The 26,576-nt window shown below is 68.7% G+C and carries 26 protein-coding genes; 15 read left to right on the forward strand and 11 right to left on the reverse strand.

All coding sequences use genetic code 11. The features are described 5' to 3' along the window. Positions 1-91: 91 nt before the first annotated feature. On the reverse strand, positions 92-493 hold the full coding sequence (locus AB0F86_RS26740; protein ID WP_356987413.1) for a MerR family transcriptional regulator: 402 nt from the start codon (positions 491-493) through the stop codon (positions 92-94). Between the two features lie 49 nt (positions 494-542). Between AB0F86_RS26740 and AB0F86_RS26745 the strand changes: the two genes are divergently transcribed. The 10 genes from AB0F86_RS26745 (at position 543) to AB0F86_RS26790 (ending at position 10,682) form a co-directional block, all read left to right on the forward strand. Then, positions 543-1,409 (forward strand): NAD(P)-binding domain-containing protein, encoded by an 867-nt coding sequence (locus tag AB0F86_RS26745; protein WP_356987411.1) that lies wholly within the window; start codon positions 543-545, stop codon positions 1,407-1,409. Positions 1,410-1,460: 51 nt separating this feature from the next. Then, positions 1,461-2,903 carry a TerD family protein gene (locus AB0F86_RS26750; RefSeq protein ID WP_356987425.1) on the forward strand — a complete coding sequence of 481 codons (1,443 nt, stop codon included), beginning with the start codon at positions 1,461-1,463 and terminating at the stop codon, positions 2,901-2,903. Next, positions 2,903-3,667, forward strand: a complete 765-nt coding sequence (locus tag AB0F86_RS26755; RefSeq protein ID WP_356987409.1) for an alpha/beta hydrolase — start codon at positions 2,903-2,905, stop codon at positions 3,665-3,667. The genes AB0F86_RS26750 and AB0F86_RS26755 overlap by 1 nt, the downstream gene beginning before the upstream one ends. Positions 3,668-3,690: 23 nt before the next feature. Continuing rightward, on the forward strand, positions 3,691-4,188 hold the full coding sequence (locus AB0F86_RS26760; protein ID WP_225282543.1) for a hypothetical protein: 498 nt from the start codon (positions 3,691-3,693) through the stop codon (positions 4,186-4,188). 47 nt (positions 4,189-4,235) lie between these two features. Next, a complete protein-coding gene (locus tag AB0F86_RS26765) occupies positions 4,236-5,261 on the forward strand; it encodes a hypothetical protein (RefSeq protein WP_181697715.1) in 1,026 nt (341 codons plus the stop codon). Beyond that, complete coding sequence (locus AB0F86_RS26770; protein WP_356987407.1) at positions 5,258-5,884, forward strand: hypothetical protein; 627 nt, start codon at positions 5,258-5,260, stop codon at positions 5,882-5,884. Before AB0F86_RS26765 ends, AB0F86_RS26770 begins: the two co-directional genes overlap by 4 nt. A 355-nt stretch (positions 5,885-6,239) precedes the next feature. Continuing rightward, positions 6,240-9,224, forward strand: coding sequence for a nitrate- and nitrite sensing domain-containing protein (locus AB0F86_RS26775; RefSeq protein ID WP_356987405.1), 2,985 nt, complete (start codon positions 6,240-6,242; stop codon positions 9,222-9,224). A 15-nt stretch (positions 9,225-9,239) separates the two neighbouring features. Further along, positions 9,240-9,668, forward strand: a complete 429-nt coding sequence (locus tag AB0F86_RS26780) for a roadblock/LC7 domain-containing protein (RefSeq protein ID WP_225282546.1) — start codon at positions 9,240-9,242, stop codon at positions 9,666-9,668. Further along, positions 9,665-10,096 carry a DUF742 domain-containing protein gene (locus AB0F86_RS26785; protein WP_181697720.1) on the forward strand — a complete coding sequence of 144 codons (432 nt, stop codon included), beginning with the start codon at positions 9,665-9,667 and terminating at the stop codon, positions 10,094-10,096. Before AB0F86_RS26780 ends, AB0F86_RS26785 begins: the two co-directional genes overlap by 4 nt. Continuing rightward, complete coding sequence (locus AB0F86_RS26790; RefSeq protein WP_225282547.1) at positions 10,080-10,682, forward strand: ATP/GTP-binding protein; 603 nt, start codon at positions 10,080-10,082, stop codon at positions 10,680-10,682. The genes AB0F86_RS26785 and AB0F86_RS26790 overlap by 17 nt, the downstream gene beginning before the upstream one ends. A gap of 73 nt (positions 10,683-10,755) precedes the next feature. On the opposite strand, the gene AB0F86_RS26795 is transcribed toward AB0F86_RS26790, so the two are convergent. From AB0F86_RS26795 to AB0F86_RS26815, 5 genes are all read right to left on the reverse strand, one after another. Continuing rightward, the gene (locus AB0F86_RS26795) at positions 10,756-12,141 is read right to left on the reverse strand and encodes a lipase family protein (RefSeq protein WP_356987403.1); all 1,386 of its coding nucleotides are present in this window, start codon (positions 12,139-12,141) and stop codon (positions 10,756-10,758) included. 90 nt (positions 12,142-12,231) lie between these two features. Next, positions 12,232-12,861, reverse strand: a complete 630-nt coding sequence (locus tag AB0F86_RS26800; protein ID WP_356987402.1) for a TetR/AcrR family transcriptional regulator — start codon at positions 12,859-12,861, stop codon at positions 12,232-12,234. A 9-nt stretch (positions 12,862-12,870) separates the two neighbouring features. Beyond that, the gene (locus AB0F86_RS26805) at positions 12,871-13,671 is read right to left on the reverse strand and encodes an ABC transporter ATP-binding protein (protein WP_356987400.1); all 801 of its coding nucleotides are present in this window, start codon (positions 13,669-13,671) and stop codon (positions 12,871-12,873) included. Further along, on the reverse strand, positions 13,671-14,753 hold the full coding sequence (locus tag AB0F86_RS26810; protein ID WP_356987398.1) for an iron chelate uptake ABC transporter family permease subunit: 1,083 nt from the start codon (positions 14,751-14,753) through the stop codon (positions 13,671-13,673). The genes AB0F86_RS26805 and AB0F86_RS26810 overlap by 1 nt, the downstream gene beginning before the upstream one ends. Further along, the gene (locus AB0F86_RS26815) at positions 14,750-15,781 is read right to left on the reverse strand and encodes an iron ABC transporter permease (protein WP_356987396.1); all 1,032 of its coding nucleotides are present in this window, start codon (positions 15,779-15,781) and stop codon (positions 14,750-14,752) included. The genes AB0F86_RS26810 and AB0F86_RS26815 overlap by 4 nt, the downstream gene beginning before the upstream one ends. An 83-nt stretch (positions 15,782-15,864) precedes the next feature. Here AB0F86_RS26815 and AB0F86_RS26820 point away from each other — a divergent pair, with 83 nt between their 5' ends. From AB0F86_RS26820 to ppc, 3 genes are read left to right on the forward strand one after another with little or no spacing between them, the layout of a single operon-like run. Then, positions 15,865-16,932: an iron-siderophore ABC transporter substrate-binding protein gene (locus AB0F86_RS26820; RefSeq protein WP_356987394.1), complete on the forward strand. Its 1,068-nt coding sequence runs from the start codon at positions 15,865-15,867 to the stop codon at positions 16,930-16,932. Between the two features lie 40 nt (positions 16,933-16,972). Then, positions 16,973-17,530 (forward strand): sugar O-acetyltransferase, encoded by a 558-nt coding sequence (locus AB0F86_RS26825; RefSeq protein WP_356987392.1) that lies wholly within the window; start codon positions 16,973-16,975, stop codon positions 17,528-17,530. Positions 17,531-17,588: 58 nt separating this feature from the next. Next, a complete protein-coding gene (ppc, locus tag AB0F86_RS26830; RefSeq protein ID WP_356987390.1) occupies positions 17,589-20,360 on the forward strand; it encodes a phosphoenolpyruvate carboxylase in 2,772 nt (923 codons plus the stop codon). A gap of 3 nt (positions 20,361-20,363) precedes the next feature. Here ppc and AB0F86_RS26835 read toward each other — a convergent pair whose 3' ends face one another. Further along, positions 20,364-21,863, reverse strand: a complete 1,500-nt coding sequence (locus AB0F86_RS26835; protein WP_356987388.1) for an alpha/beta hydrolase — start codon at positions 21,861-21,863, stop codon at positions 20,364-20,366. Between the two features lie 227 nt (positions 21,864-22,090). Here AB0F86_RS26835 and AB0F86_RS26840 point away from each other — a divergent pair, with 227 nt between their 5' ends. After that, a complete protein-coding gene (locus AB0F86_RS26840; RefSeq protein WP_356987387.1) occupies positions 22,091-23,275 on the forward strand; it encodes a histidine kinase in 1,185 nt (394 codons plus the stop codon). After that, the gene (locus AB0F86_RS26845; RefSeq protein ID WP_356987385.1) at positions 23,276-23,953 is read left to right on the forward strand and encodes a response regulator transcription factor; all 678 of its coding nucleotides are present in this window, start codon (positions 23,276-23,278) and stop codon (positions 23,951-23,953) included. It begins immediately after the preceding gene. A gap of 67 nt (positions 23,954-24,020) precedes the next feature. On the opposite strand, the gene AB0F86_RS26850 is transcribed toward AB0F86_RS26845, so the two are convergent. From AB0F86_RS26850 to AB0F86_RS26865, 4 genes are all read right to left on the reverse strand, one after another. After that, entirely contained in the window at positions 24,021-24,188 is a 168-nt protein-coding gene (locus tag AB0F86_RS26850) for a hypothetical protein (protein ID WP_166655834.1), read from the reverse strand. 107 nt (positions 24,189-24,295) lie between these two features. Then, on the reverse strand, positions 24,296-24,703 hold the full coding sequence (locus tag AB0F86_RS26855) for a RidA family protein (RefSeq protein ID WP_356987383.1): 408 nt from the start codon (positions 24,701-24,703) through the stop codon (positions 24,296-24,298). Positions 24,704-24,707: 4 nt separating this feature from the next. Further along, complete coding sequence (locus AB0F86_RS26860) at positions 24,708-25,478, reverse strand: IclR family transcriptional regulator (protein ID WP_181697732.1); 771 nt, start codon at positions 25,476-25,478, stop codon at positions 24,708-24,710. Next, a complete protein-coding gene (locus AB0F86_RS26865) occupies positions 25,475-26,506 on the reverse strand; it encodes a sugar kinase (protein ID WP_356987381.1) in 1,032 nt (343 codons plus the stop codon). Before AB0F86_RS26865 ends, AB0F86_RS26860 begins: the two co-directional genes overlap by 4 nt. Positions 26,507-26,576 lie beyond the last annotated feature (70 nt).

The following is a 26,576-nucleotide window of genomic DNA, read 5'->3' on the forward strand; positions in this document are numbered from 1 at the left end:
GAGACTGAGGCCGCCCGGTTCTCCCGGGCGGCCTCAGCCGTCCGCGGGAAGTATTGGTGGCACCAGCCGGACGCGAGTGGTCCAGGCGCGTTCAGGCCGGTAGGGCCTCGGCTCCCGTCATCGGTGGGTAGTGTTCGCCGCCCATCTCCTCCGCCGCACTGATATAGGTGGTGAGGGCGTCGCGGGAGCGGGTGAGCGCGGCCATCTGTTCCTCGATGCGTGCGAGTCGTGACCGCATCGCCCCGATCAATTCCGGGCAGCCCGGCAGGTCTGGAACCTCTCCGTGGGCGCACGGCAGGAGGTAGGCGATGTCGGCCGAGGAGAGGCCCGCGGCGAGCAAGTGCCTGATCTGGGTCACCCGTAGCACTGCGCTTTCGTCGTAGTCGCGATAGCTGTTCGAACGGCGGTTCGCCTCCAGCAGCCCCTGGGCTTCGTAGTAGCGCAGTTGGTGGGCGTGCACGCCGGTTCGCCTGCTCAATTCGCCGATTCGCACGACATCCTCACTTGACCTTCACACCGGTATCAACGTTGACGATGGTGCCATGAGCGAAACAACCACTCCCGTCACCGTGCTCGGCCTGGGTCTGATGGGCCGGGCGCTGGCCCGCGCCTTCCTCGCCGCCGGGCACCCGACCACCATCTGGAACCGCACGCCCTCCGCCGCCGAAGAGCTGGTGCAAGGCGGCGCCCGTCGCGTCGACACCGTCGCCGACGCCGTGCGCGCCGCCCCGGTGATCGTGGTCTGCCTGACCGACTACCAGGCGGTCTACACGGTGCTCGAGCAAGCCGACCTGACCGGAACCGTCGTCGTCAACCTCACCTCCGGCGACTCCGCTCAGGCCAGGGCGGCGGCCCGCTGGACCGAGCAGCGTGGCGGCCGGTATCTCGACGGCGCGATCATGGCCGTTCCGCCGACGATCGGGACCGCCGACGCCGTCCTCCTGCACAGCGGCGCCCAGGCCGACTTCGACACTGCCGCACCGGTACTCGCGGCACTGGGTACCGTCACCCATCTCGGCGCCGATCACGGTCTGGCCGCCCTCTACGACGGCGCCGGGCTGGCCATGATGTGGAGCGTGCTCAACGCCTGGTTGCAGGGCACCGCGATGCTGCGGACCGCTGGTGTCGACGCACGCACCTTCGCGCCGTTCGCCGCACAGATCGCCACCGGGGTGGCCACCTGGCTGCCCGGATACGCCGAACAGATCGACAACGGCGCCTATCCCGCCGAGGTCGCGGCCTTGTCGACCGACGCCGCGTCGATGACACACCTCGTCGAGGAATGCGAAGCGCTGGGGGTGAACGCCGAGCTGCCGAGACTATTGAAGGCGATGGCCGAAAGGGCGATCGCGGCCGGTCACGGCGCCGAGCAGTACCCGGTGCTCATCACCGAGTTCGCCAAGCCGTAACCGGATCGGTGGTGAGCCGGTGGCGGGGCGGGATAGGTTGGCAGCGTGTCGATGATGAAAGGTGCCAATGTCGTGGTGCCTGCCGCCGAGGTCCGGGTCGAAGTGAGTTGGCAGGCGGGGCCGGGGGTGCCCGACGCGGACGTGTCCGCCCTGCTGCTCGCCGGGACGAAGGTGCGCTCCGACGACGACTTCGTGTTCTACAACCAGGCGGTGCACCCTTCCGGGGCGGTGCGCCACGTCGGGAAACGTCAGGGCCCGACGGTTGTCGACACCCTGACGGTGCAGTTGGCGCAGGTGGAACCGCAGATCGAGAAGATCGTGCTGGCCGCCTCCGCCGACGGCGGCACCTTCGGCCGGTTCCGCGAGCTCTGCATCCGGGTGCTCGACGCGGCGACCGGTGGGGAGGTCGCCCGCTTCGACAGCACCGGCGCCACCACCGAGACCGCGTTCGTCCTCGGCGAGTTGTACCGCCGCCAGGGTGCGTGGAAGTTCCGCGCCGTTGGCCAGGGGTACGACACCGGACTAGCGGGGCTCGCAACGGATTTCGGCATCACAGTCGATGATTCCCCGGTCGACCAGCCCTTCACCCCGCCCCCGAGCCCCGTAGCCCATCCGCAGTCAGCGGTGGTGCCGACCCAGCCACACATTCCCCCGCAGAGCCCATCTCGACCTGTCCCGCCGGCGCAGCCCGCTGTTCCGCCGCCGGTTCAACCATTCGCCGCGCCGCCCGGTCAGCAGAATCCGGTTCCACATGGCCAGCCGTTCGCCGCGCCATCCGGTCAACCGCATCCGGGCCAGCCGTTCGCCGCACCGCATCCGGGCGCTCAATTCCCGACTCCCGCAACACCATCCGGCCCGCCGGTGAACCTCGCGAAAGTCTCCCTCACCAAGGAATCCCCGAGCGTCTCGCTCACCGAGCACGGCGCCACCGGCGGTGTGATGCGGGTGAATCTCAACTGGACCTCCATGGCCGCCACCGGCCGCATCTTCGGCAAACTGCGCGGCAAGAACATCGACCTCGACCTGTGCTGCTTCTTCGAATTGGTCAACGGCGCGATCGGGTCCGTCCGGGCGCTCGATCGGCGCTTCGGCGCGCTCTACGAACCGCCGTTCATCCACCTCGACCAGGACGACCGCACCGGCGCGAGCATCACCGGTGAGAACCTGTCGATCAATCTCGACTACACCCGGTTCTTCCGCCGCATCCTCGTATTCGCCTCGATCTACGACGGGGCAAGCGATTTCCGCAACGTCCACGCCACCGTCACCCTGCACCCGGTGAATTCGGCGCCGATCGAGATGACGCTCGACGGGTGCACCGACAACTCCCGCGACGCCGTGCTCGCGGTGCTCGAGAACGTGAACGGTGAACTCGTGGTTCGCCGCGAAGGCGTCTTCGTCCGACCACCCGCCGGGCAGCCGGGCGGCGGCGTGATGGAGATCGCGCGACTCTACAACTGGGACTTCGGGTTTCAAGCGGGGCGCGGAAAGTGATGCGGCACCCCGCGACCAGGGTGCTCAACGCACTGGTCTACCACCCCGAGCGGCACCTCGCGCAGACCCCGGCCGCGCTCGGCCTGGACTACCGCGACCTGCACATGCGCACCGCCGACGGCATCGACCTGCACGGCTGGTTCGTACGGGCCGAACACCCGCGCGCCCACATCCTCTACGCCCACGGCAACGCGGGCACCATCGGTGACCGGGTGTCGATCATCGCACTGCTGGTCGCCGCCGGTTTCGATGTGCTCGCCTTCGACTACCGCGGTTTCGGGCACAGCACCGGCGCACCTGACGAGCACGGCACCTACCTGGATGCGCGTGCGGCGCGCACCGCTCTGCTCGAACAGCCGGAGGTAGACCCCGCACGGGTCGTCTACCTGGGCAAATCGCTCGGTGGTGGGGTGCTGCTCGAGCTGGCGGGCGAGTACCCGCCCGCGGGCATGGTCCTGATGTCGACCTTCAGCGGTATGCGTGACGCCGCCCGCTCGGTCTATCCGTTCCTGCCCGCACCGCTCGTTCCCGACGCCTACCCGAACCTGCGCCGCATTTCCGCGTTGCGGGCGCCGGTGCTGATGATGCACGGCGAACACGACGAACTGCTGCCACTGCGCCACGCCGAACGCCTGTATGCCGCCGCGAACGAGCCCAAGCAGCTGATCGTGGTTCCCGGGGCGGGGCACAACGATGTCATCGACACGCTCGGACCGCGCTGGCCACAGCTCATCGCGCAGTGGAGCGAGTTCCTCGACAGGTGAGCACGGCTGCGTAGCCTGGCGGTATGAGCGAAACGAGCGAGATCCTCGGCCGGCTGGCCGCGCTGCCCGACGCCGAGCTGGTGTCGCTGTTGCGCGCGGCGGTGGCGGGCAGGCCGGGGCTCGGCGCCGTCGCCGCCGCGCTGGCTCAGGTCGAGGGCGGTCATGCCGAGGTCGGTCCGCCTGTGATGCTCGACACCGAGGCCGAGATCGTCGACGCGGAACCTGTCGCATCGGAGCAGGTCGGAGATGTCCATGCGGTACCGCCGGTACCGTTCGGCGGTTCCGGACCCGCCGCGAACGCTGTGACCGGCGGATATTCCACTTCTGGAGTGCCGACATTCGACGCGGTTCGCGATAAGGTCGAGCAGCGTTTCGGCACCGCCAAGGGCATGGGTGAACTCGACCGGCAGACCCCGGCGGGCCGCAGCGCCGACGAACAATGGGAGGCGCGGGGCAAGGCCGCGCGCGAGCGTCTGGATCAGATCCGGAAGGCGATGCGGGACAACGATTCCGGCGCCTAGCCTCGTGTCCTCCCAACCGAGCGACAACCGTGATTGGGTGGACATACATGACGCAGGCGCGCCAGATCGCCGAACGACTGCTCGACGCGCAGGTCGACTACCTGCTCGGCGAGGTGACCGGTGAACGGTTCGCCGAGGTGATCGCCCGCGACGTGGCGGCCGTACTCGCCGTCGGCGACACCATCCGCTTCGGTGATGTGGTCTCCCTGGCCGACGGCGAGGAGACGGTGGCGCGGGTCTTCGATCGCATCGGGGGTTCGCCGATCATCGCCGACACGGTCGGGGTGTTCTCCGATGCCATCTACGACCACATCGCCACCAACACCGACTACACCCTCGGCGATGTCGTCGACCGTGAGCCGGTGGAAGCGCTGCTGGAGAAGATCTTCGGCATGCACCAGGCCCAGGAACGCATTCTGGACCGGCTCACCGAGAGCCCGCTCGTGGCGACCGTCGCGTCGCGGTTCGTCGACAAGCTGATCGGCGATTTCATGCAGGCCAATCGTGAACGCGCCGAGAAGATTCCGGGTGTGTCCTCGCTGATGTCGCTCGGCCAGTCCGCGGCCAACCGCGCAAAGAAGGTCGCCGCCGACAGCACCTTCGTCGGTGACCTCGCGGGCAAGGGTGCGCTGTTCGCGCTCAAGCGCACCAACAACGCCATCCGCGACATGCTGCGCGACGCCCCCGTGCACTCGGCGGCGATGGAATTCTGGGACCTGCACGCCGACGAACCGGTGGCGGGCCTGCGCGAATACCTCACTCAGAAGGACCTCAACGAACTGGTCCAGATCTGCTACGAAATCGCGGTCACCACCAGGGAGAAGGAATACTTCGGCCTGCTGGTCCGCGAATGCGTCGAGGTGTTCTACACCCGCTATGCCGACCACACCTTGTCCGCGATGCTCCCCGAACTCGGCCTCGACGCCGAGGACATCAGCACCGAAATCCTGCGGTACGGGCCTGCGGTCATCGAAGCTGCCAAGCGCAACGGCGTCCTCGCCGAGCTCCTGCGCGAACGCCTCGAACCCTTCTACTTCTCCGACCAGGTCCTCGGCATTCTCGCCGGCGAGTGAGCGTCGATCCGCCGCGCGGCGAGGTCGAGCCGAGGTCGAAGGTGCCGAGAGGCTGTCTGTTCCTGGTGGCGGCGGTCGTTGTGGTCATCGCTTTGTCGGCGGCGCTGCCCGTTGCGCTCGACCGGTGGACCAGGGCGCACCCGTCCGCGCCCGCACCGGCCGATCTGTGTGCCGCGATCGGTGTCGCCCGATTCGAGCGGTGGGTTCCGGCGGGCGTGCCGGACCCCGGCTCGACGTATTCGTCAGGGTCGGACGCGATGTGCACCTATCGGACACCCAGCGACGGGCCCGGCCACGCGGATGCTTACGGCTACCTGCAGGTCAGGGTGCTCCGTTACGGGGATATCGGCTCGACATCGGGCACGGAACGAGCGGCCGAAGCACTCGAGTTCGGTTGCGGCAACACCGCGATGGCAGGTTCCTTCCGGCCCCATGAGGGTTTCGGTGACGACGCGTGCCTCGCGACGGGTGATTCGGGTGATGACACCGCTGCCGGGTCGATGGTGATCCAACGCGGTGCGGACCTGATCTCGGTAGACCACTATCGGCACCGGGCCACACCACGGTTCGCGCAGATGGCTGTCGAGGATGTGACAGCCGCGGCGTTGGTGGCCGTGCAATAGGCAGTTGGCCGGTTTCGGTGAATTGCCCGAATTCTCGTGCTGGACGGCTATCGTTCGTATCCGGTTCCTCAACCGTATTCCCGAGAAACTTATCGCGGAAAATGTGGGCGCCGTCACGGTGGAGGCCGTGCGCGATAATTCGGGCAGCGAACGAATCTGTCACCGAATTACGGTGGGAGCGGTGAGCTTTCCGACACAGAAAGCCCCGTTGGTTTCCGGCATGTTGAGATCAATGCACGAATCCGGTTCTTACGCCGTCCCGGATTGACCGCGTACCCGGGGCAGTGCAAGTTGACACCTGACTTTCGGTGGGCCGCCGCGAAATACCGCGTGTGGTGTTTCAGAGGAGCAGGTGGTGCGTTCACATTCCCGTCGGCAGGCCGCGGGTGGCGGACTGATCCGGCCGCGCACCATTTCCGGGCAGCTCGCCCGGATTCTCGCGGTGTCGCTGGTGCTGGTGCTCGTGCTGCTCGGGGTGACGATGTCGACCCAGATCACCGCCTTCCGGCGCAGCGGGGAAACCGTGGACGCGGTCGCGGTAGCGCTGGCCGCACAGGATCTGGTGCACCAGGTGCAGCGTGAACGTGGGCTCAGCAACGGTCTGCTCGGCGGTGACACGAGGCTGGTGCAGGCGGTCGGGGACCAGCGCCCCGCCACCGACTCGGCGCTGCGCACCCTGAGCGCCGCCCTGACCGCCGACGTGCCCGGCGCGGGTGAGGTGCGCTCGGCGCTCGGTCAGCTCGGCGGGCTGCCCGGCGTCCGGTCGCAGATCGACACCAGAACCGTGTCACGACAGGCCGCTTTCCAGTTCTATTCCGACGGCATCGACGCGCTGAACCGGCTCGCCCTCGGCCTGGATCAGGCTCGCGACCCCGCCGTGCGCCACGGCCTGCAAGCCCTCTACGCCCTGGGTGACGCGAAGGAGTTCACGGCGCGCGAACGTGGCTTCCTCAACGGTGTTTTCGCGGCGGGGGAGTTCGTAGCGGGGGAGTACGTGCAATTCCTCGACATCCGCGCGGCCCGCACCGCCGCGCTCACCCAATTCGACCGCGAGGCGACCCCGACACAGCGCGACCGCCTCACCGCCGTCATGAGCGGTGAAAGCGCCACGCGGGCAGCGGAATCGGAGAACATCGCCATCGCGTCCACCGCCGGACCGTTGACTACTCCGGTCGACCCGGCGGTGTGGTGGTCGCAGATGACCGAGGTGATCGACGCACAGCGCACTGTGCAGCAGGCCGTCGGCGACGATGTGCGGGCCCGCGCCGCCGACCTGCGCCGCACCGCGGCCGTCGTGCTGGCCGCCTTCGCCCTTGCCGCGCTGCTGGCGATCGCCGCCGAGGTCGCGCTGGTGTTCGCGAGTGTCCGGGCCATCGTGCGACCCCTGGCCGAGCTCGCCGCCGAGGCCGACGACGTGGCTTCCACCCGATTGCCCGAGGTGATCGCCGCATGGCGCGGATCCGCCGACACCCGCCCCGACCCGCCCGCGCCCGTCCGCACTCCACCGGGTGCGAGTGCCGAGATCGGTGCTGTCGCAGACGCTTTGGACCGCGTGCAGAGCACCGCCTTCGACCTCGCCTCCGAACAGGCGCTGGTGCGGCGCAACACCACCGAGTCGATGGCGAACCTGGCCCGGCGCAACCAGAATCTCGTGCGCAGGCAACTCGGCCTGATCAGCGAGTTCGAACGCGAGGAACTCGACCCGAAAACGCTGTCCAACCTGTTCGAGCTCGACCACCTCGCCACCCGCATGAGGCGCAATGCCGAAAGCCTGCTCGTACTGGTCGGCGAGGCGAGCCCGCGCCGCTGGACCGAACCGATCGCGCTCACCGACGTCATCCGCGCCGGGCTCTCGGAGGTCGACGACTACCGGCGGGTGGTGCTGCGCCGCGTCGACGAGGTCGCGATCACCGGCGCGGTGGTCAGCGAGCTCGCCCACGCCCTGGCCGAGCTCATCGAGAACGGTCTGGCGTTCTCCCCACCCGACCTCGAGGTGGAGATCTACGGGCGCAAAGTAGCCGGTGGGTACCTGCTCGCGGTCGTCGACCACGGCGTCGGCATGTCCACCGATCAGCTCGCCGAAGCCAATGCCCGTCTACGCGGCGAGCAGGACTTCATCGTCGCCTCCACCCGCTACCTCGGCCACTACGTGGTCGGCCGCCTCGCCGCCCGCCTCGGTATCGACGTGGAACTCAACACCTCACCGGTGAGCGGCATCGTCGCCCGACTCCTCTTGCCGTCGAGCTTGATCGCCGACGAAAACTCCTCCGGGCGACCGGAATCCGGTGGTGCTCGAGTGAGCCGACCGTCCACGGGGAGCCACGACGTCGACGGCTCGCCCGACGATGCGCGGCACAGCCGGGGAGAGGTGGCGGCGAGCGGAGCCGGCCGCGTACCGGAAGCCGCTCGAGGTGGCGCTGGCAATAACGCCTCCAGCTGGCAGAAAGCCGGTCGCCCCGACGACCGGCACTCGGAGCCGGGCCGGAACGGTGCCGGTGTGCCGGATCTCGATGAGCAGGGTGCCCGGCACTCGGACCCGGGCCGGAACGGTGCCCGCGTGCCGGACCCCGACGAGCAGGGTTCCCATATTTCGACGCCGACGCCGACGCCGACGCCGACGCCGACGCCGACGCCGACGCCGACGCCGACGCCGACGCTGAACGGCATGTCACTGCCGAACTTCGATCAGCATCATGGCCGACAACTACGAGTCGATCCGCTGAACGGTCACCACCCGGCTCAGCGGCCCATCGTTCTTCCCGCCGATCCGCCCGGCGCCGACCAGGATTCCCCTATCGTCCTCTCGCCCTACATTCAATTCCTCACCGGCACAGCGTCTTATGTCGATGAAACGACCGGCCCCGACGGCCCGAACAGCGCGACGCCCAGTCGTGCCGCCGGTGGGCCGGCTGCTCGGACCGGCAATGTCGGCACTGCGGCGGCATCGGCCGCTCCCTTCGCCCGAGACGCCGGTTTCGCTGCCGAGGGCACACCCGACGCGATTGGTCGAGCGTCGATCGACATCGACCGCACCCGCAATGGCTCGTCCCGTGTCCCGAGCGGACTCGACCTGTCGCCGGAACCGCGCGGCACTCGGGGTGACGGGTCGGGCGGTGACCTCGACGTTCCTGGTCAAGCGCCGGTCGAACGTACCCGCAATGGCCTGGTGAAGCGCGCCAAACGCGCCACACCTCCGGACCGGCCCCGCCGCGAACCTGCGCGTCACGACCGCCCGCCGCTCGCCGAACGTACCCCCGACCAGACCCGCAGCATGCTCGCCGCATTCCGCACCGGCCACGAAAGCGGTAGCGGGACAAGCGAAGCCGATCCCATCCGCTGACCGCAAGGAGCCACGGTGACCACCCATCTCCCGACCGCCGACCCGCACACCTTCAACTGGCTGCTCGGCAATTTCGTGCGCAACACCGACGGGGTGCGCGATACGGTCGCTGTTTCTTCGGACGGCCTGCTCATCGCCATGTCCGAAGGCCTGGACCGCACCGGTGCCGACCGGCTCGCCGCCATGGTGTCGGGATTGTCGAGCCTGGCCCGAAGTGCCTCACGCAGTTACGAATTCGACGGTCTGAAGTTGATCCTGATCGAGATGAAACGCGGCTTCCTGCTCGTCTCGGCGCTGGGTGACGGGAGCTGCCTCGGCGTGATCGCCGACGGTGGCTGCGATGTGGGCCTGGTCGGCTACGAGATGGCCGTGCTCGCCGAACGCGCGGGCGCGCTGCTCGACCCGATGCTGATCGGTGAGCTGCGAGAGACGTTGCGCCGATGAGGGATTCCGACCGCCACCGCCTGCCCGATCCGCGGATGGTCCCGCTGAGTCGGCCGGCGAGCTGGAGTGCGGGGCAACCGGTCGTCCGGCGGGCCGACGAAGCCGACGACGATCGTTTCGTCCGCCCGTTCGTCGTCACCGCGGGCCGCACCGTCCCGGTTCTCGACGGCCTGCGGCTCGAAACCCTGGTTCTCGCCCCACCTTCCGCGCTGTCGGCGCCGTTGCGGTTCGAGGAACACACCGTGGTCCGGTTGTGTCAGCAGCCCCACTCCATCGCCGAAATCGGTGCCGCGCTGCGGGTTCCGGCCGGTATCGCCAAGGTGATCGTCAGCGATCTGGCCGCAGCCGGTCAGGTGACCGTGCGCGACGCGCCCGAGCTGACGACCGCCGCCATCGAAAGGATCACCGACCTTGTCCGCGCACTCTGAAATCCGCGGCGCAGCGTCGCCGCCGTCATCGGTGAAGATCGTGGTCAGCGGCGGTTTCGGCGTCGGCAAGACCACCTTCATCGGCGCCATCTCCGAGATCGAGCCACTGGTCACCGAGGCCGCGATGACCGAGGTATCGATCGGCGTCGACAACCCCGGTCGGCACGCCGAGAAGACCGCGACCACGGTCGCACTGGACTTCGGCCGCATCACCCTCGACCACTCCCTGATCCTGTACCTGTTCGGCACCCCCGGCCAGGACCGCTTCGTCTTCCTGTGGGACGACCTCGTCGACGGCGCCCTCGGTGCCGTGATCGTGGTCGACACTGCCCGCGTCGAAGACTGCTATCCCGTCCTCGACTACTTCGAAGACCACAACACTCCCTTCGTCGTCGTGGTCAACCGCTTCCCGGACACACCCCACTTCGACCTGTCCGAAGTCCGCGAAGCTCTCGGCCTCGACGACTGGATCCCCGTCCTGGACTGCGACGCCCGCGACCGTGACTCCGTGCGCGACATCCTCGTGGCGCTCCTCGAACAGGTCCTCCTGCACCGCGCCCTGCCCCGCCACCGGGAAGTCAGCTGAGCAGGGCCCGCAGATCGGTGGGCAGGACGTCTCGCTGCGCGGAATAGCACGCGCTGCAACGACATCCGATGATTCAGCGGCTACCCAGTGGGGCTCCGAAGAAGCTCGCGAATTTGTCGGCCAGTGAGTCACCGAGGAATGCGAGGGCACCCGGCGTGGCGGCCATAGTGCCTGCGTCGGAGGTGGTGCAGCCCTGTGCGGCGGGGATGCCGTCGAGCCGGTCACGCAGCCAGAGCAGGGCGGCGGGGCCGCCGACGACCTCGGCGACGATGTGTTCGCTGGCGTGGTCGCGGGTGTAGGTCAGGGAGGTCTTCGGGTCCCGGCAGTAGGTGTCGACCAGGGTGTCGGTCGCGGCGAGGGGGAGGATCTCGTCCCACGCGGAATGCCACAGGAACAGTGGCATATCAGGGACGGACTTACCCATGCGTGTGTCGTCCAGCATGGCCGCCACCGGTGGGTCGTCGAGCGGATTGCCGTCGGAACCGATCATGCCGGTGAGGTCGAGGAACGGCAGCAGCGCCGACTGATATTGCACGCACAGCGGCGACTTGACCGCCACCAGCCCCCTGCCGATCGGGTTCAGGCGTTGATCGAGATAGGTTGCGAATTCGGGGTATTCGCGGGTAAGGCCCAGGACGGCGGCGAAGACCAGGCCGGAGGTGAGCTGATTGTTCGCCATGGTGAGGGCGGCACCCAGATCCGCGCCGACCCCACCCTCGGCCGCGCCGACGATGTTCAGTTCGGGTGCGTAACTCGCGTGCAGTTCGGCGGCGTGCCCGGTGGCGATCGACCCGCCGGAGTACCCGTAGAGGCCCACCGGTGCGTCGGGCCCCACCTCGAGCGGTGCGAATCCCGTTGCAGCGCGGATTCCGTCGAGGGTGATGCGACCCGCCAGCGGCCCGGCGGCGTAGGCCGAGTGTGGACCCTGGTGGTCGGGCACGACGACCGCCCAGCCCTGCGCCAGTGCCGCCTGCGCGAACAGGAATTCGGCGGGTACCACGATCTGTCCGGCGACCGCGGCGACCGAAAGATGTTGCAGCGCATAGGACGGCGCGCAATAGCCGGCGGTCGAGTCCTCGGCCAGCTGGACCGAGAGCAGCTTGCGAGGTGAGATCGCCTGTCCGCGTGGCTTGATCAGCGTGGCCACGGCCGGGATCGCCTCGTCGCGGCTGTTGTTGGAGCGGTAGGACACCTGCCACGCGTCGACGTCGACCGGCAGCACACCGAAGTCGGCGATGGTGACCTGCCTGACCGCGATGATCTCACCGGGTGCGGTCGCAGCGACCACGTCGCTCGGCGGGAGGTAGAAGCCCGGGTCGAGCTCGGGCGGCAGCGGAATCACCGGGGCGGGCGGGATCGCCGTCGGCTCGGCCGCGACCGGACCGGCCGCCACCACCGTTGCCGCCGCGAGCACGCTGGTGGCCAGGGCGAGCCAGCGCGGAATCAGGGGAGATCTCATCGTGCACAGTCCTCACAGGAATTGAGACGCCTTCGTCTCAATGGCGGCTACTATGGCACGAGTGTGGTGTGGATCGCAATCAGCCGCAGGTTACGCGGGCGAGGTCAGGGCATTGAGCAGGGTGGTGAAGACATCGACCAGATCGTCGACGGGCGGGCGCGGATCGTCGAGACTCCATTGGTGCACGGCGCCGTTGACAGCGCCGATGAAGGCCGCCATCGCCATCCGCCAACCCCCCGGCGGCGTGCGCACACCATCGCGGGCGGCCGCGACGGTGGCGACCACCTCGCCCCACTGATCCCGGACCCGCGCCCGGTGTTTCTCGACCGAGGGGCTGACACCGACGATCTCGACGAACGCCACCTTGGCCGCCCGGATGTCGTCGGTGATGGCGGTCGTGTAGGCCCGCAGTGCGGCCTCGATGAGGGTGCGCAGATCGTCGGTGCCGACCGCCGCGAGCGCTGCGATCACGGCCTCGCGCGCCCGGCCCTGCACCACGTCGTACACCGCGACGAGCAGTTCCTCGCGACCGGCGAACTGCTCGTAGAACTGCCGCCGCGACAGCCCTGCCGCCGCGCACACATCGGTGAGCGAACTGTTGGCGTACGACTTCTCCGCGAAGACGGTCAGCCCGGCCTCGATGAACAGCGCACGGCGCTCGACCTGCCGCTCGGCGACCGAAGTGCCGGTGTAATTGTGCCGAGTGCGCCCAGATGTCACCCCACGACCCTACGAGGTGGGGGCCTCGACGGGTCCGATCGGGACCACCAGCGGGGTGCCGGTGACCGGGTCCTCGATCACCTTGGCGTGTAGCCCGAACACCTGCGCCACCACGTCCTCGGTGAGCACTTCGGCGGGCGTGCCCGCGGCAACCACGCGTCCGGCTCGCATCGCGACCAACCGATGGGCATAGCGTGCGGCGAGATTGAGATCGTGCAGCACCATCACCACCGTGCGGTTCGCCTCGACGTGCAGCCGCCGGACCAGGTCGAGCACCTCGATCTGGTGGGCGAGGTCGAGGAAGGTGGTCGGTTCGTCGAGCAGCAGCAGGTCGGTGTTCTGGGCCAGCGCCATCGAGATCCAGGCGCGCTGGCGTTGCCCGCCGGACAGTTCGTCGAGCGAGCGGTCGGCGAACTCGACCATGTCGGTCCAGGTCAGCGCCTCGGTGACGGCGGATTCGTCGTCCTGGGACCACTGGCGGTACCACCGCTGGTGCGGGTGCCTGCCCCGCGCGACGAGGTCGGCGACGGTGAGACCGTCCGGGGCGAGCGGTGATTGGGGCAGGATGCCGAGTACGCGCGCCACGTCCCTGGTCGACATCCGGTCGATGCGTTTGCCGTCGAGGTGCACATGACCATCGGTGGGCCGCAGGAGCCGGGCCATCGCGCGCAGGAGCGTGGATTTTCCGCACCCGTTGGGTCCGATCACCGCGGTGATCGTGCCGCCGGTGATCTCGAGATCCAGCCCGTCGACGACGGTGGTCGTCCCGTAGCCGAGGGTCAAGGCGTCGGCCTGGAGCCGAACGGTCATCACACGCCCGCTTTCCCGGCGCGATTGCGCCGCATCAACAGATAGATCAGATAGGGGGCGCCGAGCACGGCGGTGACCACTCCGACGGGCAGCTCGCCCGAGGGCAGCAGCGTGCGGGCAACCAGGTCGGCGGCGACGGTGAAGGCCGCGCCGAGTATCGCCGAGGTGAGCAGCGGCGGCTGGGCCGAGCCGGTGAGCCGCAGCGCTACCTGCGGCACCGCGAGGGCGATGAAGATGACGGCCCCCGCCGAGGCGGTCGCGACCCCGGCGAGCAGCACCGCGAGCACCAGCAGGGTCAGGCGGGCGGTATTGAGCCGGATGCCGAGCGAGCGGGCGGTGTCGTCGCCGAAGTGCAGGGCGCCGAGCAGGTGGGTGCCCGCGAGGACCACCGGCACCAGCACTGCCAGGGCGATGGCGACCGGTGTCACCTGGATCCAGCCGCTGCCGTTGAGGCTGCCGGTCAGCCAGGTCACCGCCCGCGTCGCGACATCGACTTCCCCGACACTGAGCAGCCAGAACGTCACACTCGACAGCAGCGAACCGGCGCCGAGGCCGACCAGCACGAGTCGATACCCTTCGATCCCGCCGCGCCAGGCCAGCACGAAAACTCCCAGCGCCGCGAGTAATCCGCCGAGCATGGATGCCACCGGAACTCCGACCTCGGCCACCGCCCCGCTGACCTGCCCCCGGCTGCCCGACAGCGCGATCACCGCGACCGCGGCAACGCTCGCGCCCGCGGTGACACCAAGAATATCGGGACTGGACAACGGGTTTCGCGCGATGCCCTGGGTGATCGCACCGGACAACGCGAGCGCCGCGCCGACCAGCGCACCGGTGAGAATCCTCGGCAGCCGCAGATCCCACACTACGTATGCCAGCCCGTCGTCGCCGCCACCGGTGAGCACCGCGAGCACATCCATCGGCGTGACCGGGCCGCCGTCGGGCATCGTGTAGGTGCCGAGTGCGAGCGCGACACAACTCGTGGCACCGAGCATCGCCACGCCGAGCACCAGGACCGCCGTGGTGCGCAACCGCAACTGCCAGGACACCGGCCCCAGCCGGACCGCCCGCACGGTACTCATACGGTCACCAGCTTCCGGCGACGGACCAGCACGATGAAGAACGGCACGCCGACGAAGGCGAGCATGATGCCCGCGGGCAGTTCGCCCTTGTCCAGCACCACTCGTCCCGCGATGTCGGCGACCAGCACCAGGATCACACCGAGCAGCCCGGCGACCGGAACCAGCCAGCGGTAGTCGGGTCCGGTGATGCCGCGCGCGAGGTGCGGAACGACGAGTCCGACGAATCCGAGCGGCCCCGCGATCGCCACCACCGCGCCGGTGAGCAGCACGATCGAGCCGATGCCGACGGTGCGGGCCAGGGTGACGCGATGACCTAGCGCGCGAGCGGTGTCCTCACCCAGGCCGAGCGCGTTGAGCGCGGAGGTGTTGGCCAGGGCGAGCACGATCCCGGCTATGACGAAAGGTGTTGCCTTACCGAGCAAGTCGAGACTGGTTCCGGCCAGCGACCCGGCCTTCCAGAAGCGGTAGATGTCGGTGACGTCGGTGTCGAACAGCACCACCGCCGAGATCAGCCCCTGCAGCAGATAGCTGACGGCGGCGCCGGCCAGTGCGAGCGTCACCGGGGTCGGCCCGCCCCGTCCCGTCGTCCCGATGACGAACACTGTGACGGTGGCGATCAAGGCACCCGCGAAACCGAACCACACATAGCCGAACAGGCTCGAGATGCCGCCGACCATCACCGCCGCGACGATGCCGAGCGCCGCACCCTGGGTGATGCCGAGCAGCGCCGGATCCGCGAGCGGGTTCCTGGTGTGGCCCTGGATCACGGCGCCCGCGATGCCGAGCGCGAGCCCGGCCAGGATCCCCAGCAGGGTGCGCGGCAGCCGAAGGCCGTTGACGATGGCACCGGTTTCGGTGTCGGTGGTGCCACCGAGCGCTCGCAGAACCTCGAGGGGAGCGATGAATTTCGAGCCGACGGCCATGCTGAGCAGCACGGCCGCGAGCACCGCGATCAGCAGACCCGCGATGAGTAGCAACCGGCGAGACCGCGTGTCGGCGAACACGGCTCCGGGCGGCGATGCGGTCACTTTTCCTCTTCGTAGTTGGTAATTAGGTAAGGCTTCGCTACGTTAGCAACCCTGAGGACAACCGAACCACCCGGGAGACGTCGATGAATACCCCACTGAGCCGTCGGCTCGCCGCCGCCGCGGCAGTCGCCGCCGCTGTACTGAGTCTTTCCGCGTGCGGCCAGGAACGCGCGAACCCCGGCGCCGCGGGCAGCGACTGCGACACCGCGAGCAATCTCGACGGCGGCGCCTACCCGCGCACCATCGAGAAGGGCGCGGTCAAGGACGCGGCGGGTGCGGATGTCGGCACCGTCGTCGACCCGGCGACCATCGCCACCCGCCCGGTTCGCGTCGCCGCGCTCGATCAGACGTTCGTCGACGCGGCCCTGGTGCTGAACACCGAACTCGTCGCGTACACGACCTACCAGTCCATGGGCGACAAGCTGCCCGCGTTCCTCGGTGCGTCGGCACAGACCTGCGGCAGCCGCGCGGTCAACATCGGCAGCGTCCAGACCCCCGACATCGAGAAACTGGCCGGCGCCCGCCCGGACCTGATCGTGTCGGCCAAGGTGCGTCACGAGAAGCAGTACGAGCAGTTCCGTGGCATCAAGCTCGGTTCGGGCACGGTGCCGGTGGTGTTCAGCCAGACCACCGGCGCCACCTGGAAGGAGAACCTACTGTTGCTCGCGAAGGCGGTCGACAAGGAGAACCTCGCCAAGGCCAAACTCACCGCCTATCAGGACCGCGCCACCGCGATCGGCGCGGCGATCAAGGCCAAGAACGGGGGGAGCGCGCCCACTGTGTCGCTGCTGCGCTTCATGGGCAAGGAGGACCGGCTCATGCAGCGGGTCAGCTTCATCGGTGACATCTTCGCCGACACCGGCCTGAACCAGCCCGACAAGTCCGCCGATCCGAAGAACGACTTCGCGATCACGCTGAGCCCGGAGCGGCTGCTCGACGCCGACGCCGACTACGTCTTCCTCACCAGCAGCGGCGAGGACGCCGCGACACAGCGTAAGGCGGCCGCCGAGGCCAACCCGCTGTGGAACCAGCTGCGCGGCAAAATCACCCCGGTCGACGACCTGGTCTGGCTGACATCGGTCGGTCTCACCGGCGCACACGCGGTACTCGACGACATCGCCGCGACCTTCGGGGTCGACCCGGCGAAGTAGGCGCGGAGCTTCCTGTGCGCCCACCCCTACACTCGGCGGGGTGGGCGAACAGAAGCAGCGCATGCTGGCGGGGGACCTGTACAAGGACAACGATCCGGAACTCGTGGCCGAACGGCAACGGGCGCAACGGTTGTGCGACGAGTTCAATCGCACCGGGCCCGACGAAACCGACCGGCGGACCGAGCTCCTTGGTGATCTCCTCGGAAAACTGGGTGAGGGGTCGTGGATCATGCCGCGATTCCAGTGCGACTACGGCTATCTGATCGAGATCGGCGCCAACAGCTTCCTCAATTACGACGCGATCCTGCTCGATTGCGCGCCGATCATCATCGGGAACGACTGTTCGATCGGGCCCCGCTGTCAGCTGCTCACCGCCCTTCATCCGATGCAGGATCACGAAAAGCGCAGGCAGCGCTGGGAATCGGCGGCTCCCATCCGGATCGGGAACAACGTGTGGTTCGGCGGCGGAGTCATCGTGTGTCCCGGGGTCACCATCGGCGACGACGTTGTCGTCGGTGCGGGCAGCGTGGTCACCCGCGACTTGCCCGACCGCGTGTTCGCGGCGGGCAATCCGGCCAGGGTGATCCGGGCGCTGTAGGTGTGATCCGCGCGTCGCCGGGTCGCGTTCGGTGGGTCGGCGGCAATACTGTCTGTTCATGGGCCAATCGCGAGTCGTGCAGGAGCAGGAAGCCACCCGGCCGTTGCGCGAGGACATCCGGTTCCTCGGCGGCATCCTCGGTGAAACCATCCGTGACCACGAAGGACCCGAGGTGTTCGACCTCATCGAGCGGGTCCGCATCGAGGCGTTCCGGGTGCGTCGCGAGGAAGTGGAGCGCAGTGCCGTCGCCGACATGCTCGACGGCACCCCCACCGAGGTGGCGCTGCCACTGATCCGGGCGTTCAGCTACTTCGTGCTGCTGGCCAACCTGGCCGAGGACATCCAGCGTGACCGCCGCCGCGCCGCGCACGTGGCGGCGGGTGAACCACCGCAGGACTCCTCGCTGGCCGCGACCTACGCCAAGCTCGACGCCGCCGACCTCGACGGCGCGAGCGTGGCCGAACAGCTCACCGACGCCCTGGTGTCCCCGGTGATCACCGCGCACCCCACCGAGACCCGCAGGCGCACGGTCTTCGACGTGCAGGCCAAGATCACCGCCCTGATGCGGTTGCGGCGCAGGCTCGAGCCCGGCGATCCCGGTTTGGACGACACCGAACTCCGTATCCGCCGTGAAGTGCTCACCCTGTGGCGCACCGCGCTGATCCGCTTGGCGCGCTTGCGGATTCAGGACGAGATCTCGGTGGGTCTGCGCTACTACGACCTGACCCTCTACGACGTGATCCCCGCGATCAACGCCGAGGTCCGTGCGGCCCTGCGTTCCCGCTGGCCCGATGTCGACCTGCTCGAGCGACCGATCCTGCGCCCAGGGTCCTGGATCGGTGGTGACCGTGACGGAAACCCCTATGTGACAGCCGAAGTCGTGCACACCGCCGCCGAGCAGGCCGCCGCCTATGCCTTCGGCCGCTATCTGGGCGAGCTGGTGGAACTGGAGAAGTCGCTGTCGCAGTCGGCGCGGCTGGTGCGGGTGAGCCCGGCGGTCACCGCGCTCGCGGAGGCCGGTTACGACGACCCGGCCGTGTTCGCCGACGAACCGTATCGCCGTGCGCTGCATGCCATCCGGGCACGCCTCAGTGCCACCGCGCGACGCGCGCTCGACCGCCTCCCGGACAACGGTCTCACCACCGACGCCGAGCCGTACCCCACCCCGCAGGCCGTGCTCGACGACCTGGACGCGATCGATGCCTCCCTGCGTGACAGCGGTGACGCCCTGCTCGCCGACGATCGCCTCGCCGCCCTGCGCCACGCCGTGGAGACCTTCGGGTTCCACCTGCAGGGCCTCGACATGCGCCAGAACTCCGAGGTGCACGAACAGGTCGTCGCCGAACTGCTCGCCTGGTCCGGTGTGCACCCGGACTACGCAAGCCTGGGTGAAGCCGAACGGGTAGACCTGCTGGCATCCGAATTGCTCACGCGCAGGCCACTTCTCGGCCCGAACGCGCGGCTGAGCGAGCTGGCGGCCAAGGAACTCGGTGTGCTGCGCGCGGCCAAGGACGTGATCGATACCTTCGGTGCCGCCGCCGTCCCGAACTACATCATCAGCATGTGCACCTCGGTGAGCGACATGCTCGAGGCCGCCCTGCTGCTCAAGGAGGCGGGGATTCTCGACCCCGGCACCCCGGATGGCTCACCGCAGAGCCCGGTCGGGATCGTCCCGCTGTTCGAGACCATCGAGGACCTCGGTGCGGGCGCGGCGACTCTCGCGGCCGCACTGGAGGTTCCGGTGTACCGCGACCTCGTCGCCGCCGCCGGGATGCGACAGGAAGTGATGCTCGGGTACTCCGATTCCAACAAGGACGGCGGGTACCTGGCGGCGAACTGGGCGCTCTACCGCGCCGAACTGGACCTGGTCGAGGTGGCGCGCAAATCGGGAATCCGGTTGCGGCTCTTCCACGGTCGCGGCGGAACCGTCGGACGTGGTGGTGGTCGCAGCTACGACGCGATCCTCGCCCAGCCCGCCGGCGCCGTGCGCGGGTCGTTGCGGCTCACCGAACAGGGCGAGGTGATCGCCGCGAAGTACTCCGAATCCGGTGCGGCACACCGCAATCTGGAATCACTCATCGCGGGCACCCTCGAATCCACCCTGCTCGACGTGGAGGGCCTCGGCGACGACGCCGAACCCGCCTACGAACTGCTCGACGACCTGGCGACCCGGGCCCGCGCCGCCTACGCGCACCTCGTGCACGACACCCCCGGCTTCGTGGAGTACTTCCGGCAGTCCACCCCGGTCGCCGAGGTCGGCGACCTCAATATCGGCAGCCGCCCGGCCTCGCGCAAACCCACCAATTCGGTGTCGGACCTGCGGGCGATCCCGTGGGTGATGGCCTGGAGCCAGGCCCGCGTCATGCTGCCGGGCTGGTACGGCACCGGCACCGCGCTCGAGGACTGGGTGGGTGACGATCCGGCGCGCCTGGCCCGGCTCACCGACCTGTACCAGCGCTGGCCATTCCTGCGCACCGTGCTGTCGAATCTGGCGCAGGTGATGGCCAAGAGCGACCTCGACATCGCCGCCCGCTACGCCGACCTCGTCGACGACGAGCACCTGCGCGACACGATCTTCGGGATGATCCGCGAGGAACACGCGCGAACCATCCGCATGTACAAGGCGGTCACCGGGCACGAGGAACTCCTCAGCGACAACCCGTCTTTGGCGGAGTCGATCCACAATCGTTTCCCCTACCTGGAACCGCTCAATCAGCTCCAGGTCGATCTGCTGCGCCGGCTGCGCGGGGGTGACGATTCCGAACTGGTGAAGCGGGGCATCCTGCTCACCATGAACGGTCTCGCCACCGCCCTGCGCAATTCGGGCTAGGCCCTAGCCCGCGTGACAGGTCGTGTCGTGTTCGGGCATGGTGCCGTCCACCAGGTAGCCGGTGACGACGTCGGTCGCGCAGGGATTGGCGCCGAGAACGTAGACCCCGTGCCCACTCCCGTCGACGGTGACCAACCGGGACCGCTGACCGAACTTCTCGTCGAGCAGTTCGCCGCCGCGTAGCGGGGTGACCGGGTCGCGCTGGTTCTGCACGATCAGCACATCGGCCGGGCCGGTGTTGTCGATCCGCACCGGCGGCTCGGAGGGCCCGAGCTTCCAGTAGGCGCAGGGCATCACGTTCGCGGCGGCCGCGCCGTAGAGCGGGTGCCGTTCCCGGTCCTCGGCGACGGCACGCTGGTAGACCTCGATGTCCTCGGGCCATTCGACGTCGTTGCACGTCACGGCCAGAAAGACCGACCAGGCGTTGTCGTACGGCGAAGGCGCGCCCGTGCCCGGCGGGCGGCTGCCCGCCGGACCTGGACGTCCGGTTTCGAGCAGCGATTTCCAGCTCTCGGCCGCCGACGCGTACAGCGCCGGGCCATAGAGCGTGAAGAAGGTGCCGAACCGGAAGAGATTGCCGTCCATCCCGTCCACCGGGTTCGCGTCGAGTCGCTCGGCGAGGGTGAAGTACGTGCGCCGCACCTCTTCCGGTGTGCGGCCGAGGCCGTACGTGTCGTGGCGGTCGGCGGCCCATTTCGCGAAGTCGGGAAAGGTCTCTTCCATGCCGCGGCCGTACCGGCGCATCCCGTCGTGGTCGAGATGGGTGTCGCCGATATTGCTGTCGAGCACGATGCGGTCGGCTCGCTGCGGGAACATCGAGGCGTAGGCGGCGCCCAATGCGGTGCCGTAGGAGTAGCCGAGGAAGCTGGCCTTGTCCTCACCCAGTGCTGCCCGGATGCGGTCGAGGTCACGGTCCATATTCGCCGTCGAGAGGGAGCGCAACCAGCCCTCGTCGTCGTTGGCCGCGCACTGCTCGGCGACCCCCTTGGCGACTACAGCCCGCTCGGTGACCGCCGCGTCGTTCACCGCATACGGCGGGATATTGCCGAAGTACGTCTGATCATCGGTGAACCCGCAGCTCACCGGTGCCGAATGCCCTACCCCGCGCGTATCCATGCCGATCACGTCGTAGCTGTCCAGCACATCGGCCGGCAGTCCATGAGCAGCAAGGAACTTGGGCTGGTCCAAGCCCGCACCACCCGGACCGCCGGGGTTGAGCAACAACACTCCGCGTCGCTTGTCCGGGTTCTTACTCGCCAGCCGCGAGATCGTGATCTCGATGTGCGCGCCCTCGGGCTCGCTGTAGTTCGAGGGCACCGGCACGGTGGCGCACTGCAACTGGGCAGGCCCGGCCGCTGGATCTTCGACCCCCTCCGGGCATGGGCCCCAGCGCACCTGCGCTGAGAGGTCTTCGGTCGGCTGCGCGGCCACGATGGGCGACCCGACCAGTGCTCCGGTGAGGCCGAGCACGGCAAGCAAGCTCCGGGTCCGTTGTCGATTCATCTGTTGCTACTCCCCGACGAAATGGCGCCTACCACGAGCAGACCGTCAGCGGGGGCTCGTGTCCGGCTGGTACATGACCGAGTCTGTCGAGTCCGCGCCGCAGGCACATCGCCCCGGCGGCGGCGATCGTGTTCGACGAAAGTCGAGTCGGCCATTCGCCCCGGGTCGAGCACATCTCAGCCGCTGGGTGGGTGCTCCAAGCCGGTCGTCGTCGCGATAATGGCCGGGTGGACACCGACGGCCCGGCACGACTCGGGGTATGGCAGCAGACCTGGCGGCTGACGGCGGCCGCGGCAATCGGCGCCGCCCTCTGGTTCTCCGTCGCCGCCGTACTGCCTGCAGGCTGTACGGCCGACACATGTTCCTGGCTGGTGACCGGTGATCCGCTGATCGCACTCGGCTGCCTGGCGGTGCTGCCGTGGCGGCGCCGGTTCCCGTTCACCGTCGCCCTGGTGGTCGTGATCGCCTCGGCCGCGTCGGCGCTCGCCACCGGTGCCGCGCTGCTTGCCCTGTGTTCGCTGTCCACCCGTCGCCGTCCGGTCGAGATCGCCGTGGTCGTTGCGGCGTATGTGACGGCGGCGCAGTTCGCTCAGGGTCTCTACCCGGTCGACACCCCGCCCGCCCCGGTCTGGCTGCAATTCGCACTGACGGTCTCGACCGCGGGGATCGCCGTGGCCACCGGCGTGGCCATCGATGCCCGCCGCGTCGAAGTGCGATCGCTGCGCGAACGCGCCGACAGCGCCGAACGCGAACAGGGTGCCCGGGCGGCACAGGCACGGGCCACCGAACGCAACCGAATCGCCCGCGAAATGCACGATGTGCTCGCCCACCGGATCTCGCTGGTCGCCATGCAAGCCGGCGTCCTCGACCACCGTGCAGACCTCTCGGCCGAGGAGAAGCGCACGCTGATCCGCGGGATCGCCGACGGTTCCCGCCAAGCGCTGGAAGAACTTCGGGATGTCCTCGGCGTCCTCCGTGCCGACCCCGACCGCCCCGAACCACCGCAACCCACCCTGGACCGGATCCCGGAACTCGTGGCCGACGCCCGGTCGTCGGGCCTGGACGTGACGCTCGCCAGCACGGTGACCGACACCCCACCCGAGACCGTGGGGCGGACGGGCTACCGGGTGATCCAGGAAGGGCTGACGAATGCGGCCAAGCATGCCCCGGACGCGGAGGTCCGCATCACGGTTGACGGGACACCCGGCGGCGAACTGCACGTCAGCGTCCGGAATTCGGCGGGTGCCACCGCCGTCGCCCGGCCACCGGCCTCGGGCTTCGGGCTCCTCGGCCTCGCCGAACGCATCACCCTTGCAGGCGGAACACTCGACCACCACCACACCTCCGACAACGGGTACGTTCTCACCGCGCAACTTCCCTGGCCGGAGCACGACCACGAGAAAAGAGCATGAGTGCACAGTGATCAGGAGCCGGTGCGCGTCGTCATCGTCGACGACGACCAGCTGGTGCGGATGGCGCTACGACTCGTCATCGACGGCGAACCGGATCTGACCGTCGTCGCGGAGGCCGCCGACGGTGGCACCGCGATCGAGGCGGTGCGAGAACATCGACCCGACGTCGTGCTGATGGATGTGCGGATGCCTGGCCGCGACGGCGTCGACACCACCCGGTCCCTGCGCGCCGAACCGGCCGCGCCCGCAGTGCTCATGCTGACCACCTTCGACTCCGACGAACTGGTACTCCGTGCACTCCGCGCCGGAGCACTCGGCTTCGTGCTCAAGGACACCCCGCCCGCCCGGATCGCCGACGCGGTGCGCACCGTCGCGGCCGGCAACCCCGTGCTGTCTCCCACGGTCACGGCGCGGGTGATCGCCGCGGCGACCGGGCCTGGTTCCGCCGAGGCCCGCAGCGACTCCCGCGACGCCGCGCGGAAACGGCTGGCCGCCCTGTCGGAACGCGAACTCGACACCGCCCGAGCCATCGCGGACGGGCTCGGCAACCAGGAGATCGCCGCGCGGTTACAGGTCACCGTCGCCACCGTCAAGGCGCACACCAGCAATCTGTTCACCAAACTCGGCCTCGCCAATCGAGTGCAGATCGCACTGTTGGTTCGCGACGCGGAACGATGAGCCGGAACGCAAGTGGGGTGGCACCGCTGTGCGGCACCACCCCACCTACTACTTCGACAGGCCTAGGTCACAGGCAGACGCTGATGGTGAGCGGCCCGACCGGGATGCCGGTGCAGATCGACACCGAACCGACGACGGGCGTCGCGGTGGCGGCCGAGGCGGTGCCCGCACCGGTGGCGGTGACGAACAGGGCGAGCGCGGCGACGGCGAGCGGACGGGCGGTCTTGACGAACATAGGCTGATCCTCGGGTAGGACGGGTCGAACAGGCCCCAGGCGGGGCCCGCCTCATCTCAACACGAGCCCCGCTCCGGTGTCCTTCGCATCGCGGGAAACGCAGTCGCTCAATCGGTCACGATCGCCACGGCATCGATCTCCACGAGCATCTCGGCGCGCGGCAAACCGGTGAACACGGTGGTGCGCGACGGCAGCACTCCGTCGGTGGTGTGCTTGGTGACGAACTCGCCGTACGCCTCGTTCATGACCGCGAAGTCCTCGCGCTTGGTGAGGTACACGCGCAACATCACCACGTCGTCGAAGGTGGCGCCGGACGCGTCGATGATGGCTTTCACGTTCATCAGGGTGCGGGTGGTCTGGGCGGCCACGTCACCCTGGTGCAGGTACTCGTTGGTTTCCGGGTCGACCGGACCCTGCCCGGAGACCTGGACGAACGGTCCCTTGCGCACGCCCTGGGAGAAGGTGTGGGCGGGGGCGGGAGCGTCGGAGGTGCGGACGGCGATCTTGTCGGACATTGGTTCAGCCTTTCCTCGCGGGGACGGCTCGGCGGGGATCCCAGCCGAGTTCGGTGGAGATGGCATCGGCGCACGCACGCACCTGAGGCAGCAGTGCGAGCACCTGGTCGTGATCGAGCAGCACATCGGGTACCGAGACCGACACGGCGGCAACGACATTGCCGATGCCGTCGCGCACAGGCACCCCGATGCAGTTGACGAAACTCTCGTGTTCCTCGTGGTCCTCGGCGAAGCCCTGGGCGGCAACCCTTTCCAGCTCGGCGAGATATCGCTCCGGCGTACGCAGGGTGCGTGGGGTGAACGGGTGGTAGTCCAAACGTGCTGCCACCGTGGCCCATTCGGGTCGAGGCAGCGCGGCGACGAGAACCTTGCCGACGGCCGTGCAATGCAGGGGAGCGGGCCTGCCGATGCGCGAGTACATCCGCACCGATTGTTCGGCATCGACCTTGTCGATGTAGACCGCGTCGCCGGACTCGTAGGCGGCCAGGTGCACCGTCTGACCGGTGGTCGTGCCGAGGGCGCTCAGATGCGGCCTGGCGACCGTGCGCACATCCCGGTTTTCCAGTGCGTGGCTTGCCAATTCGAACATGCGGCTGCCCAGTGAGTAACGGTGTACGGCGTCGCGGACCACGAATCGTTCGGCCTGCATGGTCTGCAGCAGCCGCAGCACGGTCGACTTGTGCACCCCGAGCCGACCCGCCAGTTCGTCGAGGGACTGGGAGTCCTCGCCGAGCGCGATCAGAATGGACAGGGCTCGCGACACGCTTTGACTCATGGCCCGATCGTCCCATCTGCTCGCGGTGGATAGGTGAGCCCCGTCCAGGCGTCGTCGGGAAGCGCGGCCAGTCGCCGGAGTTCCTGGGACGGTGGAAGTTTCGCCGAATCGCCCGAGGCGGTGAGGGTCGCGGCCGCGCACAGGTGCCCGTAGCGCAGGCGGGTGCGCAGGTCGGCGCCGTGCAGCAGCGCCGCGAGGTAGCCGCCGGCGAAAGCGTCACCGGCGCCGATACGTTCGGTGACGGTGAGGTTCAGCGCGCGAACTTCCACCACGTGATCACCGTCGAAACCGATCGCGGTGTGTTTGTCGTTCTTGACGATCAGCTGCCCTGGTTCGGGGAACAGGCCACGCAGGGCCGCCGGATCACCGGTACCGAAGATCTCGGTGGCCTCGTCGGCGCCGAGGAACACGACATCGGCGCCACGCACGTGCGCGGCGAGTTCGTCGGCTGCTTCGCCGATTCGTGAACCCCACACGGCCGGACGGTAATTCAGGTCGAAGCTGACCAGTGACCCGTGTCGTGGACGGTCGAGCAGGCCGCGGGTGAGCGCGCACGCCGACTCGGACAGTGCGGGGGTGATGCCGGTGAAGTGCACGAGGTCGGCTCGTGCCAGTGGCGGTGCGTCGAGGTCGGCGGGCGAGAGCGCGCTGGCGGCCGACCCCGACCGGTAGTAGTGCATACGGCTCTCGCCCCGGGGTAGGTCGTGTGCCGCGTCCGAGCCGCTCCCGCGTTCCTTGACGTAGATGCCGGTCGGCCGCATCGGGTCGACCGCGACCGCTGCCACGTCCACCCCCGCACGGGCCAGTTCGGCCGTCAGGTAGCGCCCGAACCCGTCGTCACCGACCCGCGACAGCCACGCCGCCGATATCCCGAGCTGGGCCAGCACCGAGGCCACGTTCGCCTCGGCGCCACCGGCGCAGCGCTCGAACATTCCGGAGCGTTCGAGCGGACCTGGCTCGGCGATGAGCACCGCCAATCCCTCGCCCACGGTGACCGCCCTGGGCTGCGCCTTTGTTACGTGGGTCACCTCATCGGACCTTTCGTGGTTGCGGTCACTGCTGTCTGCATGCACAATAACGAGCAGAAACATTCAGTGC

The organism is Nocardia sp. NPDC023733 (assembly GCF_040639775.1).
Classification (GTDB): domain Bacteria; phylum Actinomycetota; class Actinomycetes; order Mycobacteriales; family Mycobacteriaceae; genus Nocardia; species Nocardia rosealba.